This is a genomic window from Jiangella aurantiaca (genome assembly GCF_004349105.1).
GTDB lineage: Bacteria > Actinomycetota > Actinomycetes > Jiangellales > Jiangellaceae > Jiangella > Jiangella aurantiaca.
On the sequence record NZ_SMLB01000051.1, the window covers coordinates 1 to 15,170 of the forward strand.

At 73.8% G+C, this 15,170-nt stretch carries 23 protein-coding genes and 1 pseudogene; 13 read left to right on the forward strand and 11 right to left on the reverse strand.

The window, feature by feature from the left end; translation table 11 throughout:
* The 3 genes and pseudogenes from E1262_RS25040 to E1262_RS25050 all read left to right on the forward strand — a co-directional run.
* Window positions 1-200, forward strand: a pseudogene (locus tag E1262_RS25040) (bifunctional D-altronate/D-mannonate dehydratase); the annotation flags it as partial.
* 282 nt (window positions 201-482) lie between these two features.
* The gene (locus tag E1262_RS25045) at window positions 483-1,040 is read left to right on the forward strand and encodes a hemerythrin domain-containing protein (RefSeq protein ID WP_132106772.1); all 558 of its coding nucleotides are present in this window, start codon (window positions 483-485) and stop codon (window positions 1,038-1,040) included.
* Window positions 1,041-1,127: 87 nt separating this feature from the next.
* On the forward strand, window positions 1,128-1,412 hold the full coding sequence (locus tag E1262_RS25050) for a hypothetical protein (RefSeq protein WP_132106774.1): 285 nt from the start codon (window positions 1,128-1,130) through the stop codon (window positions 1,410-1,412).
* 7 nt (window positions 1,413-1,419) lie between these two features.
* Here E1262_RS25050 and E1262_RS25055 read toward each other — a convergent pair whose 3' ends face one another.
* The 5 genes from E1262_RS25055 to E1262_RS25075 form a co-directional block, all read right to left on the reverse strand.
* Window positions 1,420-1,623, reverse strand: coding sequence for a hypothetical protein (locus E1262_RS25055; protein ID WP_132106776.1), 204 nt, complete (start codon window positions 1,621-1,623; stop codon window positions 1,420-1,422).
* A 13-nt stretch (window positions 1,624-1,636) separates the two neighbouring features.
* Window positions 1,637-2,428 (reverse strand): ANTAR domain-containing protein, encoded by a 792-nt coding sequence (locus E1262_RS25060; protein WP_132106778.1) that lies wholly within the window; start codon window positions 2,426-2,428, stop codon window positions 1,637-1,639.
* On the reverse strand, window positions 2,373-3,284 hold the full coding sequence (locus E1262_RS25065; protein ID WP_203454400.1) for a sigma-70 family RNA polymerase sigma factor: 912 nt from the start codon (window positions 3,282-3,284) through the stop codon (window positions 2,373-2,375). The genes E1262_RS25060 and E1262_RS25065 overlap by 56 nt, the downstream gene beginning before the upstream one ends.
* Window positions 3,285-3,545: 261 nt before the next feature.
* Window positions 3,546-4,433: an SDR family NAD(P)-dependent oxidoreductase gene (locus E1262_RS25070; RefSeq protein ID WP_132106780.1), complete on the reverse strand. Its 888-nt coding sequence runs from the start codon at window positions 4,431-4,433 to the stop codon at window positions 3,546-3,548.
* Window positions 4,434-4,637: 204 nt separating this feature from the next.
* Window positions 4,638-4,904 carry a hypothetical protein gene (locus E1262_RS25075; protein ID WP_132106781.1) on the reverse strand — a complete coding sequence of 89 codons (267 nt, stop codon included), beginning with the start codon at window positions 4,902-4,904 and terminating at the stop codon, window positions 4,638-4,640.
* Window positions 4,905-5,063: 159 nt separating this feature from the next.
* Between E1262_RS25075 and E1262_RS25080 the strand changes: the two genes are divergently transcribed.
* Complete coding sequence (locus E1262_RS25080) at window positions 5,064-5,879, forward strand: SigB/SigF/SigG family RNA polymerase sigma factor (RefSeq protein WP_203454401.1); 816 nt, start codon at window positions 5,064-5,066, stop codon at window positions 5,877-5,879.
* A gap of 82 nt (window positions 5,880-5,961) precedes the next feature.
* Here the strand turns inward: E1262_RS25080 and E1262_RS25085 are convergent, their stop codons facing one another.
* Complete coding sequence (locus E1262_RS25085) at window positions 5,962-6,186, reverse strand: DUF7218 family protein (protein ID WP_132106785.1); 225 nt, start codon at window positions 6,184-6,186, stop codon at window positions 5,962-5,964.
* Window positions 6,187-6,324: 138 nt separating this feature from the next.
* On the opposite strand from E1262_RS25085, the gene E1262_RS25090 reads away from it, so the two are divergent.
* Together E1262_RS25090 and E1262_RS25095 are read left to right on the forward strand one after the other, a co-directional pair.
* On the forward strand, window positions 6,325-6,732 hold the full coding sequence (locus tag E1262_RS25090) for a ChaB family protein (RefSeq protein ID WP_132106787.1): 408 nt from the start codon (window positions 6,325-6,327) through the stop codon (window positions 6,730-6,732).
* Window positions 6,733-6,758: 26 nt separating this feature from the next.
* Window positions 6,759-6,980, forward strand: coding sequence for a hypothetical protein (locus E1262_RS25095; RefSeq protein ID WP_132106789.1), 222 nt, complete (start codon window positions 6,759-6,761; stop codon window positions 6,978-6,980).
* A gap of 48 nt (window positions 6,981-7,028) precedes the next feature.
* Here E1262_RS25095 and E1262_RS25100 read toward each other — a convergent pair whose 3' ends face one another.
* The gene (locus E1262_RS25100; RefSeq protein WP_132106792.1) at window positions 7,029-7,232 is read right to left on the reverse strand and encodes a hypothetical protein; all 204 of its coding nucleotides are present in this window, start codon (window positions 7,230-7,232) and stop codon (window positions 7,029-7,031) included.
* Window positions 7,233-7,310: 78 nt separating this feature from the next.
* On the opposite strand from E1262_RS25100, the gene E1262_RS25105 reads away from it, so the two are divergent.
* Together E1262_RS25105 and E1262_RS25110 are read left to right on the forward strand one after the other, a co-directional pair.
* Window positions 7,311-7,721, forward strand: coding sequence for a DUF2267 domain-containing protein (locus tag E1262_RS25105; protein ID WP_132106794.1), 411 nt, complete (start codon window positions 7,311-7,313; stop codon window positions 7,719-7,721).
* 44 nt (window positions 7,722-7,765) lie between these two features.
* Window positions 7,766-8,107 (forward strand): hypothetical protein, encoded by a 342-nt coding sequence (locus E1262_RS25110; protein ID WP_132106796.1) that lies wholly within the window; start codon window positions 7,766-7,768, stop codon window positions 8,105-8,107.
* Between the two features lie 19 nt (window positions 8,108-8,126).
* Here the strand turns inward: E1262_RS25110 and E1262_RS25115 are convergent, their stop codons facing one another.
* Together E1262_RS25115 and E1262_RS25120 are read right to left on the reverse strand one after the other, a co-directional pair.
* Window positions 8,127-8,327, reverse strand: coding sequence for a hypothetical protein (locus E1262_RS25115; protein ID WP_132106798.1), 201 nt, complete (start codon window positions 8,325-8,327; stop codon window positions 8,127-8,129).
* 83 nt (window positions 8,328-8,410) lie between these two features.
* Complete coding sequence (locus E1262_RS25120; protein WP_132106800.1) at window positions 8,411-8,917, reverse strand: MarR family winged helix-turn-helix transcriptional regulator; 507 nt, start codon at window positions 8,915-8,917, stop codon at window positions 8,411-8,413.
* A gap of 41 nt (window positions 8,918-8,958) precedes the next feature.
* Here E1262_RS25120 and E1262_RS25125 point away from each other — a divergent pair, with 41 nt between their 5' ends.
* Entirely contained in the window at window positions 8,959-9,939 is a 981-nt protein-coding gene (locus E1262_RS25125) for an EamA family transporter (protein ID WP_203454402.1), read from the forward strand.
* Here E1262_RS25125 and E1262_RS25130 read toward each other — a convergent pair.
* Window positions 9,823-10,659 (reverse strand): universal stress protein, encoded by an 837-nt coding sequence (locus tag E1262_RS25130; RefSeq protein ID WP_132106801.1) that lies wholly within the window; start codon window positions 10,657-10,659, stop codon window positions 9,823-9,825. The two genes, E1262_RS25125 and E1262_RS25130, sit on opposite strands and share 117 nt — an antisense overlap.
* Window positions 10,660-10,805: 146 nt before the next feature.
* On the opposite strand from E1262_RS25130, the gene E1262_RS25135 reads away from it, so the two are divergent.
* The 4 genes from E1262_RS25135 to E1262_RS25150 all read left to right on the forward strand — a co-directional run bounded on the left by E1262_RS25135 (window position 10,806) and on the right by E1262_RS25150 (window position 14,527).
* Entirely contained in the window at window positions 10,806-11,456 is a 651-nt protein-coding gene (locus E1262_RS25135) for a GntR family transcriptional regulator (RefSeq protein ID WP_132106803.1), read from the forward strand.
* A 2-nt stretch (window positions 11,457-11,458) separates the two neighbouring features.
* Window positions 11,459-12,481, forward strand: coding sequence for a 1-aminocyclopropane-1-carboxylate deaminase (locus tag E1262_RS25140; protein WP_132106805.1), 1,023 nt, complete (start codon window positions 11,459-11,461; stop codon window positions 12,479-12,481).
* 45 nt (window positions 12,482-12,526) lie between these two features.
* Window positions 12,527-14,227: a bifunctional 3'-5' exonuclease/DNA polymerase gene (locus E1262_RS25145; RefSeq protein WP_132106807.1), complete on the forward strand. Its 1,701-nt coding sequence runs from the start codon at window positions 12,527-12,529 to the stop codon at window positions 14,225-14,227.
* Between the two features lie 120 nt (window positions 14,228-14,347).
* A complete protein-coding gene (locus tag E1262_RS25150) occupies window positions 14,348-14,527 on the forward strand; it encodes a hypothetical protein (protein WP_132106809.1) in 180 nt (59 codons plus the stop codon).
* Between the two features lie 9 nt (window positions 14,528-14,536).
* Here the strand turns inward: E1262_RS25150 and E1262_RS25155 are convergent, their stop codons facing one another.
* The gene (locus E1262_RS25155; RefSeq protein WP_132106811.1) at window positions 14,537-15,160 is read right to left on the reverse strand and encodes a LysE family translocator; all 624 of its coding nucleotides are present in this window, start codon (window positions 15,158-15,160) and stop codon (window positions 14,537-14,539) included.
* Between the last annotated feature and the right edge of the window lie 10 nt (window positions 15,161-15,170).

The following is a 15,170-nucleotide window of genomic DNA, read 5'->3' on the forward strand; positions in this document are numbered from 1 at the left end:
TCCAGGAGTACATGAAGCACGGCGCGAAGACCGACCAGGTCTTCCAGCAGACCTTCACCTGGACCGACGGCTTCCTCCACCCCGGCGACCAGCCCGGCCTCGGCGTCACCCTCGACGTCGACGAGGCCGGGAAGTACCCCTACGTCCAGGCCTACCTGCCCTACAACCGCCTCGCCGACGGGACCGTGCACGACTGGTGACGGGTCACCCCGTCACCGGCGGGACGATCTCGGGCCCCGGCGTTGATCTTGGAGTTGTTCGGCCAATGCGGGGTGAAATGTCCGATAGATGGCCGAACAACTCCAAGATCAACGGGAGGGTCCGGGAGCCGAGGTGCACCGGGTCGAGGAGTACGCCGGCCACTGCGGGCACGCCGCCCGGCGCCGTCTGACCGCCGGCTGACCGCGGACCAGGCGGTTTCGGCCGCCGCGCTCGGGGTAGCGAACCGGAACCGTGAGCCGTCGCCAGCCGGGGAGGAAGCCATGTCCGACGCCGCACGCACCGTCGTGGACGTCATCGTCGAGGACCACCGGGAGGTGGAGGAGCTGTTCCGGGAGGCGGAGACCGCCGTCGACCCGGCGGAGCTGCGCCGCGCCACGGACCGGGTGATCGCCGAGCTGGTCCGGCATTCCGTCGCCGAGGAGGAGTACCTCTATCCGGCCCTGCGCGAGCACCTCGACGACGGCGACGAGCTGGCCGACCGCGAGATCGAGGAGCACGCCGAGGCCGAGCGGACCATGAAGGAGCTGGAGGCCCTGGACGCCGCCGACGCCGACTTCCGGCCGAAGCTGGAACAGCTGATCGCCGAGATCCGGCACCACATCGGCGAGGAGGAGAGCGACGCGCTGCCGCGACTGGCCGCCGCCTGCCCGACGGAGGAACTGACGCGGCTGGGCGAGCAGGTGGAGCGCGCGAAGCGCCTGGCGCCGACCCGGCCGCATCCGTCCGCGCCCGACCGGCCGCCGTGGAACAAGATCCTGGCGCCGGGTGCCGGGCTGGTCGACCGGGTCCGCGACGCCCTGTCCGGCCGGACGAGCTGACCACGGGCCCGCGGTCCCTCGCATGGAGCGGGTGCCCATGGGTATCCGGCCCGGGTGAGACCACAGAGCTCTCGAGGAGGTACCGCCATGGCATCGCAGACCAGAACCACCACCGACCACGACGAGATCCGCCGCTGGGTCGAGGAGCACGACGGCCATCCGGCGCTGGTGCGCGGCACCACGTCCGGCGGTGGCGGCGTGCTGCGCATCGACTTCCCCGGCGGCGCCGGGGAAGACGATCTCGAGCACGTCAGCTGGGACGACTGGTTCGCCACCTTCGACGATCGCGGGCTGGCGCTGCTCTACCAGACCGAGCGGTCGGGCGGCGGCGACAGCACCTTCGCCAAGCTCGTGGACCGCTCGTCGGCGTAGCGGCCGATCAGGTCTCCGGCTCCTCCGGATCGGGCCGCTCGGCCTCGTCGATCAGCTCGGTGAGCCAGGCGCTCAACGCGTGGCGCAGCTCACCGGGCCGGACGTGGTGCCGTTCGGCGTAGTCGGCGAAGGCCCGCGCCAGGCCGGCGGCGGCGAGCACGGCCTCGACGTCCTCGGTAGGCTCCCGGCCCGCGTCGTTTTCGGGGCTCACGGCCAAGTGACGCTCATTCCAGCGACAGCGGCCGGCCGGCGGCCGCATCGGCGACGATGCGGGCGGCGAGGTCGCGGACCTTGACGTTGCCGTTCTTGCTGGCCCGGACCATCGCTTGGAACGCCTCGTCAGGTCCGCAGCGGCGCAGGCCCATGATGATGCCCTTCGCCATGTCGATGGCCGGCCTCGTCAGGAGGGCCCGTTCCAGGTTGGCCACGCGGGTCCGCAGCTCGTGCCGCAGCTCCAGCTCGTGCAGCACGGCCGACACCGCGGCCGCGAGGGTCTCGATACGAGCCACGGTGTCGTCGCCGAGGGACTCGGCGGCCAGGTAGACGTTGAGCGCGCCGGCCGGGTGCGCGCCAGCCGTCAACGGGGCCGCGACGGCGGCCCGCAGCGGGAGGCCGGCGACCAGCGGGCGCAGCGCCGGCCAGCGCGGGTCGGCGGCGAGGTCGGCGCTGGCGACGGTGCGCAGACCGGCCCACGCGGTCTGGCTCGGCCCTTCCGTCGCGAGCGCCTGGGCGCCGTCGATGGTCTGGGCCAGCTTGGATGAGGTGGCGACGGTCCCGGGCTCGGGCGGTGGGCCATGGGTCACGCTGACGGCGGCCTCGTCGCCGAGCGCCGCGGCGCAGATGTGGGCGACCGAGCGCAGCACGTCGGGCAGGTCGTCGGTGTGGAAGGACACCTGGACGAGGTCGAGCAGGCCGGCCACCAGACCGTCCCGCCCGCCGCGACCGGCCGGCCGCTGCCCGTCACCGAGCAGCCGCTCGGCTGCGGCGCCGCTCGGCGCCGGTGGCTGCGGTTCCATCGCGCACATGGTCCGGCGGGTACCCATGCCGCTGGGACGACAAACGCGGTCCGGTGCCGGGCTCGGAGTCGATGGATCCAATCTCCTGGCGAAGGCGGCGGAGGATCCGCAGCAGCAGCCGCGAGACTTGCATCTGGGTGACGCCGATATCGTTGCCGATCTCCTGCTGGGTCCAGCCGCGGAAGAAGCGCAGATACAGGATGCGGGCGTCGCGGGCGGGGAGGGCACGGCACGCCGCGGCCAGGACGACGGTGGCCTCGGCGGCGTCGTAGCCGGCCTCCGGCATGCCGAGCGCCTCATGCAGCGCCGGCCCCTCCTCGTGCGCGTCGTGCTGGCGCTGGTCGATCGAGATCGTGCTGAAGCACTCCGCGGCCCGTTCGGCCTCCCAGACGTCGTCCAGCTCGGTGCCGAGCTCGTGGGCGAGGTCGGCCGCCGTCGGCGTCGCTCCGCGCGCCTGGCTGAGCTCCTCCGTCGCCACCGTCATCGCGCTGTGCATCTCCTGGATCCGGCGCGGCGGCCGGAGCGACCACAGGTGGTCGCGGAAGTAGCGCTTGACCTCGCCGAGGATGGTGGGCACCGCGAACGACACGAAGTCGCTCCCGCGGGCGGGGTCGAACCGCCGGGCGGCGGCGACCAGTCCCAGGCAGGCGACCTGGTTGAGCTCGTCGAGCTCGACGCCCCGGCCGGCGTACCGCCGGCTGATGGCGTCGGCCAGTCCCAGGTTGTCCAGGACGACCTCGTCGAGCAGCCGCTGACGCTCCGGGCCCTGCGCGCGTGCCGCCGCCCGGAGTAGGTCGTTGGTGTGCTCGTCGTGCTCGCGGGCGGCGGTGGAGCGGTGATCGATCCGGCTGGACATGCGCACGCCTCCTTGGGGATAGGGAGGTGTGGCACGTTCTTGAACCACGACAACAGCGACTAGCACTTACCCGATGCCGCGCACTCATCACTCCCCAGGTGTGAGCGCGCCGGTCGGCCGGTGTCGCTGGGGTAGATGTCGCGGCGCGTAAGGGTGCGCGACGGGGAACAGCGAGAGCTCCAGGCCGGTGAGCGCCGCCGGCGACGGGCCCCAGCCGTCGTCGCCGGCCTCGTCGCCGGTGTGGACCGTCCTCGACGGCCATCAGGCCGGCCCCGCCAAGGGGGCGATCGGCCGCGACGACGGCGGCGCGTCGGGGAAGTCGGCCGCGCGCGCGGTGTCGGCCCAGCGCCGCACCGCGTCGAGGTTGGCGGTGTAGGAGGCGCTGATCCGCTCGACGGCCTCAGCGCCCAGCGGCAGCCGTAGCGGCGGCGCCTCGTCGCGGTGCACCAGGTCGACGATGACGCCGGCGGCTCGCACCGGGTCGCCCTCCTGGAGGCCGTCGGCCCCGGTCATGTCGGCGCGCACCGCCGCGAGCACGCCGCGATAGACCGGGCCGGCGTCGGCCACGGCCAGTGCGTCGGGGCCGTGGAAACCGGTCCGGAACCGGCTCGGCTCGACGATCATGACCCGGACGCCGAACGGCGCGACCTCGCCGGCGAGCGCCTCGGACCAGCCCTCGAGGGCGAACTTGCCCGCCGAGTACCCGCCGACGCCCGGGAAGGACATCCGGCCGCCCTGGCTGCTCATCTGCACGATCGTCCCGCCGCCCTGGGCACGCATGACCGGCAGGACGGCGCGCACGAGTGCCGCCGGGACGAAGAAGTGCAGGTCCATCGCCTCGCGCAGCTCCGCCTCGCCGATCTCCTCGGCGGCGCCGACGAGCCCCCGTCCGGCGTTGTTGACCAGCGCGTCGACCCGTCCGAAGCGGTCCGCCGCCGCCCGCACGAGCGGCCGCGCCAGCTCGCTGTCGCGAGCGTCGAACGGCCACGGGGCGAGCGTCTCCGGGTACCGCTCCGCGAGGTCGGTCATCGTCTGGGGGTTGCGCACCGCCGCCATGACGGCGTCGCCCTGCTCCAGCGCTCGCTCTGCGATGGCGCGGCCGAACCCGCGCGACGCGCCGGTGATGATCCACGTGAAGGTGTCGTTCATGGTGGCGACGCTAGGGGTGTGAGCGCGCTCGAAGGCAAACGGACTGCCGCGCGCCGGGACACGCGGCCCACCTGATGTCGATCTTGGAGTTGTTCGGCCATCTACCGGACATTTCGCCCCGCAATGGCCGAACAACTCCAAGATCAACGCGGGAGAGTCCGGGCGACGTCGCGCGCCGGACCGGCCCGGCGGCGCGCGCCGGCGTCACGCCGGGGCGGTCGGTGCGTGACAATCCTGCCGCGGCACTCGCGGCGAACCGGTCTGTACCCGGCGGACGGCCGCGTCCAGCGGCACGAGCAGGTCAGCGGACACCGTCAGCGGCCACTCCGGGTCGTTCTCCTCGGTGGACGAGTCGACCGATTCGACCAGCCAGCGGGCGACGAACGGCAGGGCCGCCCGCAGGATCGCGCGGCGCTCGGCGGGCGTAGCGGTGTACAGCAGCTGGTTGAGCTCCGCGACCGGATCGGACACGATCGATCCCCCTCTCTGACTGGCGACAGGACTTTCGTACCCCCAAGCGCCCGAGCCACTCGTCCGCGGGCGGCGGTTGATAACGAGTCGATGACGTGCTTCGGTGGAGAGACGTGGTCAAGCAATCGCCACTGCCCCTCCGATCTGGAGGTGAAGGCCGTGACTCACGTCAACACGGTGCTCGACGACCATCCGTACGAACGCCAGCACAGGGCACGTGAACGGCGGACCCGTGACCTGTACCGCCGCGCCGCGGACGCGCGCGGCGCCGAACGCCGCCGGCTCATCGACGAGGTGGTGGTGCTCCACCTCGGACTGGCCGAGGCCATCGCCCGGCGCTACTACCGGCGCGGCCTGGACAGCGACGACGTGCTCCAGGTGGCCAACCTCGGCCTGGTCAACGCGGCGACCCGGTTCGACCCCGCCCGGGGCAAGGACTTCGTCTCGTTCGCCGTTCCCACGATCTCCGGCGAGATCAAGCGCCACTTCCGCGACCACGGCTGGGCGGTACGGCCGCCGCGCCGGGTGCAGGAGCTGCAGGCGGAGGTGTCGGTGGCGACGGCCGAGCTGGCGCAGGAGCAGGGCGCGACGCCCACGCCCGCCGACGTCGCGGACCGCCTGGGCGTCGAAATCGACGACGTGCGCGAGGCCGGCGCGTCGCACGAGTGCTTCAGCCCGGCCTCGATCGACTACCGCGGCGCCGACGGCGAGGAGACCTCGCTGGCCGACACTCTCGGCGAGGAGGACTCCGGCTTCGAGCGGGCCGAGGCCGTGGTCGCGCTCGAGCGCGCCTGCCGCGATCTGGACCGGCGCGACCGCCGGATCCTCTACCTGCGGTTCTTCCGTGGCCGCACCCAGGAGGAGATCGGCGACGAGCTCGGCGTCACGCAGATGCAGGTGTCGCGTCTACTGGCCCGCATCATGCGGCAGCTCCGGGCGAAGCTCGGCACCTTGCAGCCCGCGCCGGGCCGCTGACGTCCTGGCCACGGGCCCGGCACCGGAGCTGTGAGCACCTCCACATCCGGGACTGACGTCAGACCTCGCGGTCGGCTGCCACTCAACTCTTGCGCGCCGCCGCCTTGCCGCCCTTGCGGCCGGCCTTCTTCTTCTGGGCGGTGGTGCCACCCTGCGAGCTGTCGCCGCCCGAGCCGCTCTTCTTCCCACCGCGCTTCGACGCGCCGGGGGAGTTGGCGATGCGCGCCGCCCGCTCCTTCGACATGCCCTTGTCCTTCAGGGCCTCGTACTGCTTCTCGTTCTTGACGTTCGCCGACTTGCTGGGCATGGCGACCTCCCGTGGTCCGTTCCTGCCCCGCCAGTACCCGGGGAAGGGCGAGCCGACACCGTCGCGTGAAACGGCGCCGTCCTGGGTACCGGCCGGGTGTACACCGAATCCCGGCCAGGAGACGGAGGTGTCACGATCATGCCTGCGAAGCAGGACATGCCGTCGACCATCCGGCGCTCGCCGAAGCGGGCCCAGGAGATCTGGGGCGAGGCCCACGACTCGGCGGTCGAGACGTACGGCGAGGGCGAGCGCGCTCACCGCACCGCGTTCTCGGCGCTGAAGCACCAGTTCCAGAAGGTGGGCGACCACTGGGAGCCCAAGGACGGCAAGGGGCCGTCGGACCCGCAGGCCAGCCGCCGCACCCCGGCGGCGCGCAACCGCCCGCGCAAGTCCGCGGGCGGCGTCGATGCCAACGCGTCGAAGAGCGACCTGTACGCGACGGCCAAGAAGCTCGGCGTGGATGGCCGGTCCAGGATGACCAAGGACCAGCTGGTCGAGGCGATCGACAAGGAGAACCGGCGGCAGACCCGGCAGGCCCGGAGCTGACGCCGAGTTCGGTCCGGGAGGAACCGATGAACCGCGAGGACGACCGGCAGGATCCCGTCGAGACCGACCGGCCCGATCCGCCGGACGAGGATGCGGACTTCGCCGACGAGCACACGTCGACGACTTTCGCCGACGAGACGCCCGGCGGCCCGCAGAGCGGGCCCGAGCCCGAGTCGCCGACGGGCCGTGGCGGCGATGGCGGGATGGACCTCGGCACGCCACCGGACGAGTACCGGCCGCGCGGCTGAGGCCGGGCCGGTCGTCCCGGTCCGGCGGCGCGCGGCGGCCGGCGGTGCTCAGCGGGTGGCGATCAGGCCGGCGATCGCGAGGATCAGCAGCCCGCACAGCAGCACCACGACCACCGCGGCGAACAGGGTTCCCCGCGGCCACCGCCCGCGGGGCTCGCTCGGGTGGTCGAACCCCGTCGGCCCCTCCTTCGACGTCGGCCGTTGCGCCGGGTCCTCGTACCCGCCGTGGTGTTCCTCGTGATGATGATTCATGCCTCGTCCGGTACCCGCTGGCGCACGGCGTAACCGCGTACGGGGCGTGGCCCACCGCGAAACCGAGAGGAGCGAACCATGCAGCACGACGAGTTCATCGCGACGATCCAGGAGCGCGCTCAGCTGGCCTCGCGCGGCGACGCCGAGCGGGCCACCCGCGCGACGCTGGAGACCCTCGGGGAGCGGATCCCCGGCGGCCTGGCCGCCAACCTCGCGGCCCAGTTGCCCATCGAGATCGGCGAGCACCTGCGCCGCACGCTGCCCTACGGCGCGACCGACGCGCCGGCCGAGCGGTTCGACGCGGACGAGTTCGTCGCCCGGGTCGCCTCGCGGTCGACCACCGACGAACCGGTCGCGGCCTACCGGGCGCGCGTCGTCTTCGAGGTGGTGGACGAGGCCACCGAGGGCGGCGTCGCCCAGAAGGTGGCCGAGACGCTGCCCGACGACATCCGCCGCCTGGTGACGGCCGGCAGCACCGGCGGCGTGTGACCGGAGAGCTCGAGCAGTTGACGATCTGCCGGAAGGAGCGCGACATGACCGACCCGACGCACAAGGCCGTCAGTGACCCGGAGGAGCACGCCGACCAGCCGGGTCAGACCCTGGTGACGCGGGACCACGAGGTGATCCGGCGCTGGGCGGAGTCGCGGGGCGCCGTGCCGGCCGGCACCGCTGACGTGCCGGGCACCACGGTGTCGCCCGGCACGCTGCAGCTGGCGCTGCCCGGCTCGGGCGCCGCGTCTGACGAGGTGTCGTGGGATCGCTGGTTCGAGTCCTTCGACCGATACGACCTGCGGTTCCGCTACCGCGAGGCCGAGGCCGACGGCACCACGAGCACCTTCTGGGAGCTCGACGCGTCCGGTCGCGAGGAGGGCTGACCGCCCGGCGGGGACGCGCTCATGGCGTCCGTCGCGCGGCCGCGAGCTGCATCATGCGCAGCGTCAGCATGCGCTTGACGACCGGGCGGTCGGCGTGTGCGGCCTCGTACTTCAGCGCGGTCGCCAGGCCGGCCTCGTCGAGACCCTTGATCAGCCGTGGCAGCCGCATGACGGTCACGTCGTCGTAGTCCGCAACGGGCGGTTCCTGGATGAGCGCCATCCCGTCCTCCCAGACGTCGGCTACTCCCGATCCACTACCCGGCGGCCGCCAAAGCACACCCGGCGCGGGAGTGGCGCCGGCCGCTACTCGGGCGGTTCTAGGGTCGCCAGCCAGACGGTGAGCAGCTCCTCGAGCCGGTCCGCCGCCTCGGCGCCGAGCTCGTCGACCAGGCGGCGCTCGTTGCGCATGTGCTCGGTGAACGCGCGGTCGATGAGCTCCTGGCCGGCAGGGGTGAGCGCGACGACCCGGCCGCGGCCGTCCGCCTGGCTGTGGCGGCGGGTGACCAGGCCGCCGCGTTCAAGGCGGTCGAGGCGTTTGGTCATCGCGCCGGTCGTCACCATGGTGAACCGGGCCAGCTCGCCGGGGGCGCGCTCGTACGGCGCGCCGGCCCGGCGCAGCGTCGCGAGCACGTCGAACTCGCCGGCGCTCAGGCCGTGCCGCTGGTAGACGAGGTCCAGCCGGGCGTCCAGGAGCGCGGCCACCCGGTGCAGCCGGCCGATGACGCCCTGGGGGCGGACGTCGACGTCGGGGCGTTCACGGGCCCACTCGGCCTGGATGCGGGCCACGCGGTCGGCGGGGCTGGCGGTCATGCCGCAAGGATAAAGCTTCCAAGGAAGCTAAAGTGCCTTCCATGGAAGCTAGCTTGCGGTGGGTGCTGGTGACGGCGATCGCCCCGGTCGCATGGGGCTCGAACTACTACGTCATCCACCAGTTCCTGCCCGACGACCACCCGCTCTACGGCGCGGCGATCAGGGCGCTGCCGGCCGGCATGGTGCTGCTGGCGGCCTGCCGGCGGCTGCCGCGGGGCGTGTGGTGGCTGCGGTCGCTGGTGCTGGGCGTGCTGAACGTCGGCGCGTTCTTCGTCCTGATCTACCTGGCCGCCCTGCTGCTGCCGTCCAGCGTCGCGGCGACGGTCATGGCCGCCTCGCCCGCGGTGATGATGCTGCTGGCCTGGGCGCTGCTGGCCCAGCGCCCGCGGGTGCGGCAGCTGGCCGCCGCGAGCGCCGGCCTCGCCGGGGTGGCGCTCATGGTCGGTGCAGGCGCACAGGCGCTGGACGTGCGCGGCGTGCTCGCCTCCTTCGCGGCGATGACGATGTCGTCGCTGGGCTACGTGCTTGCCCGCCGCTGGGGCGACGGCGTCGACGTGCTGTCGTCTACGGCGTGGCAGCTGGTCGCCGGCGGGGTCGTGCTGCTGCCGATCGCGGTCGCCGTGGAGGGCGCGCCGCCCGCGCTCGACCCGCCGGCGGTGGCCGGCTTCGCGTACACGACGCTGGTGGCCACCGCGCTGGCGTTCGTCGCGTGGTTCGCCGGGCTGCGGCACCTGTCCGCAGGCGCCGTCGGGCTGGTCGGCCTGCTGAACCCGGTGACCGGCGTGCTGCTCGGCGCCGGCGTCGCGGGGGAGGTGCTCACCGGCCGGCAGTTCGCCGGGCTGGCCCTCGTGCTCGGCGGGGTCCTGCTCGGCCTGCGCACGGGGCGAGCGCGCCGGCGGCGCCGCTCAGTGCGGGACGACGGCGACCGGGCAGGTGGCGTGGTGCAGGACGGCCCGGCTGGTGGAGCCGAGCAGCATGCTGCGCACGTTGCTGCGGCCACGCGAGCCGACGACGACCAGTGAGGCGTCCGAGGCCGCCCCGACGATGACGTCGGCCGGGTCGCCGGGCTCGACGACGGTGGCGACGTCGACGGTGGCGCCGGTCGCCGCGCGGGCTCGGTCCACCGCGGCGGCGACCAGGGCCTCGGTCTCCTGGCGCTCCGGCACCGCGACGTGGCCGCGCATCCGGTAGGCGGCGACCACCACGACCCGCGCGGAGCGCAGGCCGGCCTCGGTCAGCGCGAACCGCAGCGATGCGTCACCGTGCGCCGAGCCGTCGACGCCCACCACCACGGAGCCGTCACCGGCAGTCCCGTCGGGCGGGACGACGACCGCCGGGCAGGTCGCGTGCGTGGCGACCCGGCCGCTCACCGAGCCCAGGACCAGCGAGCCGATGGTGCTCAGGCCGCGCGTGCCGGCCACCACGAGGTCGGCGTCCTTGGACGCGTCGAGGAGCGCCTGGGCCGGCGGGCGCAGGATGAGGAAGGTGTCGACGTCGAGGTCGGGCGCCGTCTCCTTCGCGCGTTGCCGCGCGGTGTCGAGAACGTCCATCGCGTAGGCACGCAGCTCGTCGGACGGCGGCAGGGTGGCGGCGCGACCGAACGGCACGGCCGCCATCGGCATCCACAGACCGTAGACGACGTGTAGCGGGACACCGCGCAGCTCGGCCTCGGCCGCCGCCCAGTCCAGGGCGGCGCCGCTGTCGGGCGACCCGTCGACGCCGACGACGATCGCGTTGCTCATGGTGGTCTCCGTTCTCGACTCGGTGTACCCCCTGGGTCCAGGATCGTCGGCCGGACGGCCCGCGGTCCAGAGGATGAGGTCCGCCGGGCCGGTGACGTTGGTCCCGAGGCATTGCACATACCGGGCGAGTGAGTGCAATATATTGCATGCCCGTACCGGAAGGTGAGCCCGCAATCGGCCGGCGACTGCTGCGCGACGACGTCTACGGCCGGCTCCGCGAGGCGATCGTCGGCGGCGTGCTGGCCCCGGGCGAGCAGCTGCGCGACGGCGAGCTGGCCGCCTGGCTCGGGGTCAGCCGCACTCCTGTGCGCGAGGCGCTGCTGCGGCTGGCCGAGGCGGGCCTGGTGGTGGCCCGGCCGGGCCGCTCCACGACGGTGAGCCCGCTAAACGTCCGCGATCTGCGCGACGCCCGCGACGTGGTCGCGGCGCTGCACGAGGTGGCGGTGCGCGAGGCGGTCGCCGAGCTCACCGCGGGCGACCTCGACGCCATGCGGTCGGCCAACGCGCGCTTCTGCGCGGCGGTCCGGCAGGGCGACGTCGACGCGGCGATCCGGGCCGACGACGAGCTGCACGCGGTCCCCGTCGCCGTGGCCGCGAACCGCGCGCTGGCCGCCGTACTCGAGCGGTACACGCCCGTGCTGCGGCGGGCCGAGCGGCTGCGCTTCTCCACCTTGGGCGGGCGGGCCTCCGTCGCCCGGCACGACGAGTTGATCCGGCTCTGCGCGGCCGGCGACGCGGACCGGGCGGCGACCGTCGCCTTCGACACCTGGCACAGCCTGCCGACCCCCGAGGAGTGACCATGGCCCTGTCCGACTTCCCCCGGCACTCGCTGACCTTCGGTCCGAGCCCGGTCCATCCGCTGCCGCGGCTGACGACGCACCTCGGCGGTGCGGCGGTCTGGGCCAAGCGCGACGACTGCAACGCCGGCCTCGCCTACGGCGGCAACAAGACCCGCAAGCTGGAGTACATCGTCCCCGACGCGCTCGCGCAGGGCGCCGACACGCTGGTGTCGATCGGCGGCTACCAGTCCAACCACACCCGCCAGGTGGCCGCCGTCGCCGCGTCGCTCGGCCTGAAGGCGGTGCTCGTCCAGGAGCACTGGGTCGACTGGCCCGACCCGCTGAACGACCGCGTCGGCAACATCATGCTGAGCCGCATCATGGGCGCCGAGATCCGGCTCGACCCCGCCGGCTTCGGCATCGGGATCAAGGAGTCCTGGAACCGTGCGATCGAGGACGTGACGGCGCGCGGCGGGCGGCCGTACCCGATCCCGGCCGGAGCGTCGGACCACCGGCTCGGCGGGCTCGGCTTCGCGAACTGGGCGTACGAGGTGGAGGCGCAGGAACGCGAGCTGGGCGTCTTCTTCGACACCATCGTGGTCTGCGCCGTCACCGGCTCCACCCAGGCCGGCATGATCGCCGGGTTCGCCGCGCTGGAGGAGGCCGGCGGGCGGCCGCGCCGGGTGATCGGCATCGACGCCAGTGCGACACTGGACGAGACCCGCGACCAGGTCGCCCGCATCGCCCGGGCCACGGCCGAGCTGATCGGCGTCGCCCGGCCGCTGCGCGACGGCGAGATCGTCGTCCTCCCCGGCTGGGCGGGCGAGCGGTACGGCGTCCCGATGGAGTCGACGCTCGACGCGATCCGGCTCACCGGCCGGCTCGAGGGCGTGATCCTCGACCCGGTCTACGAGGGCAAGTCGATGGCCGGGCTGATCGACCTCGTCACCGGCGGCGAGATCCCGCGCGACGCCACTGTCCTCTACGCGCACCTCGGCGGGCAGCCGGCGCTGAACGCGTACAGCGGGCTGTTCACCCACTGACCCTCCGCGTGCGGCGCTGTCGGTGCCGGGCGGGAGGATGAGGGCGTGCAGCCTGTCGTGGTCCCGGAGCCGGGCGGTTCGGTGCGCGTGGCCGGCCGGCGGGTCACGGTGGGCGAGCTGGCCTCCGTCATCGCGTCGGCCGACCCCGCGTCGCGCTGGACCTGGGACGACACCAACCGGTGGTATCCGGCGCTGCTGGCCGCCGGGGTGCGGGTCGAGCGGGCGTACGACCTGCGGCTGGCGCACCGCATCCTGCGGCGGTCGGCGCTGGCGACCTGGCCCGAACCGGACGACGCCGAGCCCGGGTCGTGGGACACCAGGCCGCCCGCGCCGCTGACGTCCGTCCGCGACGAGCCGGCGATGCTGTTCCCCGCGCCCGGCCCGACCGACGACGTCCCGGAGCCCGACCCGGTGGCCGAGCTCGCGCTCCAGGACGCCGTCGTGGCCGGGTCGGCGGCGGCCGGGCGGCTGCGGCTGCTGTTGGCGGCGGAGTCGGCGGGCGCACTGGCGGCGGTCGAGATGTTCCACGCCGGGCTGCCGTGGCTGGCCGACGTCCACGACGCGGTGCTGACGGAGACGCTCGGGCCGCGCCCGCGTCTGGGCGAGCGTCCGGCCCGGCTGGAGGAGCTGGCGCACCACATCCGCGCCGCGCTGGGCGCGCCGGCGACCCTCAACCCCGACTCGCCGCGCGACCTGCTCCGGGCGATCGAGCGGGCCGGCGTCGGCGCGCGCAGCCTGCGCAAATGGGAGCTGGAGCGGCTGGACCACCCGGTCGTCGAGCCGTTGCTGGAGTACAAGTCGCTGTACCGGCTGCTCACCGCGAACGGCTGGGCCTGGCTCGACGCGTGGGTGCGCGACGGCCGGTTCCGTAGTGAGTATGTCGTCGGCGGCGTCGTCACCGGCCGGTGGGCGTCCAGCGGCGGGGGAGCGCTGCAGCTGCCGAAGAGCGTCCGCCGTGCCGTCGTCGCCGACCCCGGCTGGACCTTCGTCGTCGCCGACGCCGCCCAGCTCGAGCCGCGCGTGCTGGCCGCCATGGCCGGTGACGAGGTCATGGCGGCGGCCGGCCGCGGGCCGGACGGCCGGGGCGCCGACATGTACGAGGGCATCGTCGCGTCCGGCGCGGTGCCGACCCGCGAGCTGGCCAAGGTCGGCATGCTCGGCGCGATGTATGGCGGCACGACCGGCTCCAGCGGCCAGGTGCTGCCGCGGCTGGCGAAGGCGTTTCCCCGCTCGCTGGCGTTCGTCGACGAGGCCGCGCGGGCCGGCGAGCGCGGCGAGATCGTCACGACCCACCTCGGGCGCAGCTCCCCGCTGCCGGGTGCGACGTGGCACGAGGCGCAGTCCGGCGCCTACCAGGACGACGCCGGCGACGACGACGTCGCGAAGGCCCGGTCGTACGCGCGGTCGTGGGGCCGGTTCACCCGCAACTTCGTCGTGCAGGGCACGGCGGCGGAGTGGGCGCTGTGCTGGCTGGCCTCGATCCGGCGGCGGCTGTGGGCGCTCGGGGTGTCGTCGGCGCCTGAGGCGAGCGCCGGGCCGGTTCCGGTCCCGTTCGCCGGCCGCCCGCACCTGGTGTTCTTCGTGCACGACGAGATCGTCGTCCACACGCCGGCCGACCTCGCCGACGCCGTCGCCGCCGAGGTCCAGGCCGCCGCGGCCGAGGCCGGCCGCCTCCTGTTCGGCGACTTCCCCGTGCAGTTCCCCCTCAGCTTCGCCGTCGCCGCCAGCTACGCCGACGCGAAGTGACGGCGACCCAGCAACGCCGCCCGCGGATGGTTGAGGGATCCCTGATGCGCACGCCGAGCACGCCGAGGGCGCAGGCCCTCCCCCCGTTGATCTTGGAGTTGTTCGGCTATTGCGGGCGATATGTCCGATAGATGGCCGAACAACTCCAAGATCAACGAAGGGGGCGGGGTGGTCGCCGCGCTCGACCGCACGCCGCTCGCCACGTTGCCGGCCGCCGACCGCCGCGGGTTCGTCCGGGCGCTGACGGCTCTGTCGGCGCTGCCGCCCGGGGAGCTCGAGGAGATCGCCGGCCGGCCATAGCGCGTCGGCTCAGTGGTTCGCCGCTGTCGCCAGCCGGATCGCCACGGCGGCCAGCAGCACGCCGGTGACCTGCTCGATCCGCGCGTTCACCGCCGGCCGGCGCAGCCACCGGCCCAGCTGGTCGACGGCGGCGACGTAGAGGCCGAACCAGGCGAGGTAGAGCAGCGCGAACACCGCCGAGAACAGCAGCGCCTCGGCGCGCGCCGATCCGGCGTCGGCGGACAGGAACTGCGGCAGGAACGTGACGAAGAACAGGGCCACCTTGGGGTTGAGCGCGTTCGACAGGAACCCCTGCCGCAGGTAGGCTCCGCGCCGCGGCGGCACCGTGACGGGCTCGTCGGCCGCCGGTTCGCGCCGGGACCGCGCCGCCGACCGCAGCATCTGCACGGCCAGCCAGAGCAGGTACACCGCCCCGGCGATCTTCAGCACGGTGAACGCGGTGGCCGAGGCGAGCAGCAGTGCCGACAGCCCGACGGCGGCGGCGCTCGCGTGCACGGTCAGCCCGAGCACGCCGCCGACCATCGTCAGCAGGCCGCCGGCGCGGCCGCCGACCAGCGCGTTGCGGGTGATGAGGGCCTGGTCCGGGCCCGGCATCATGATCAGTACCAGTGCGGCGAGGGCGAAAGTCGTCATGACCACAGCG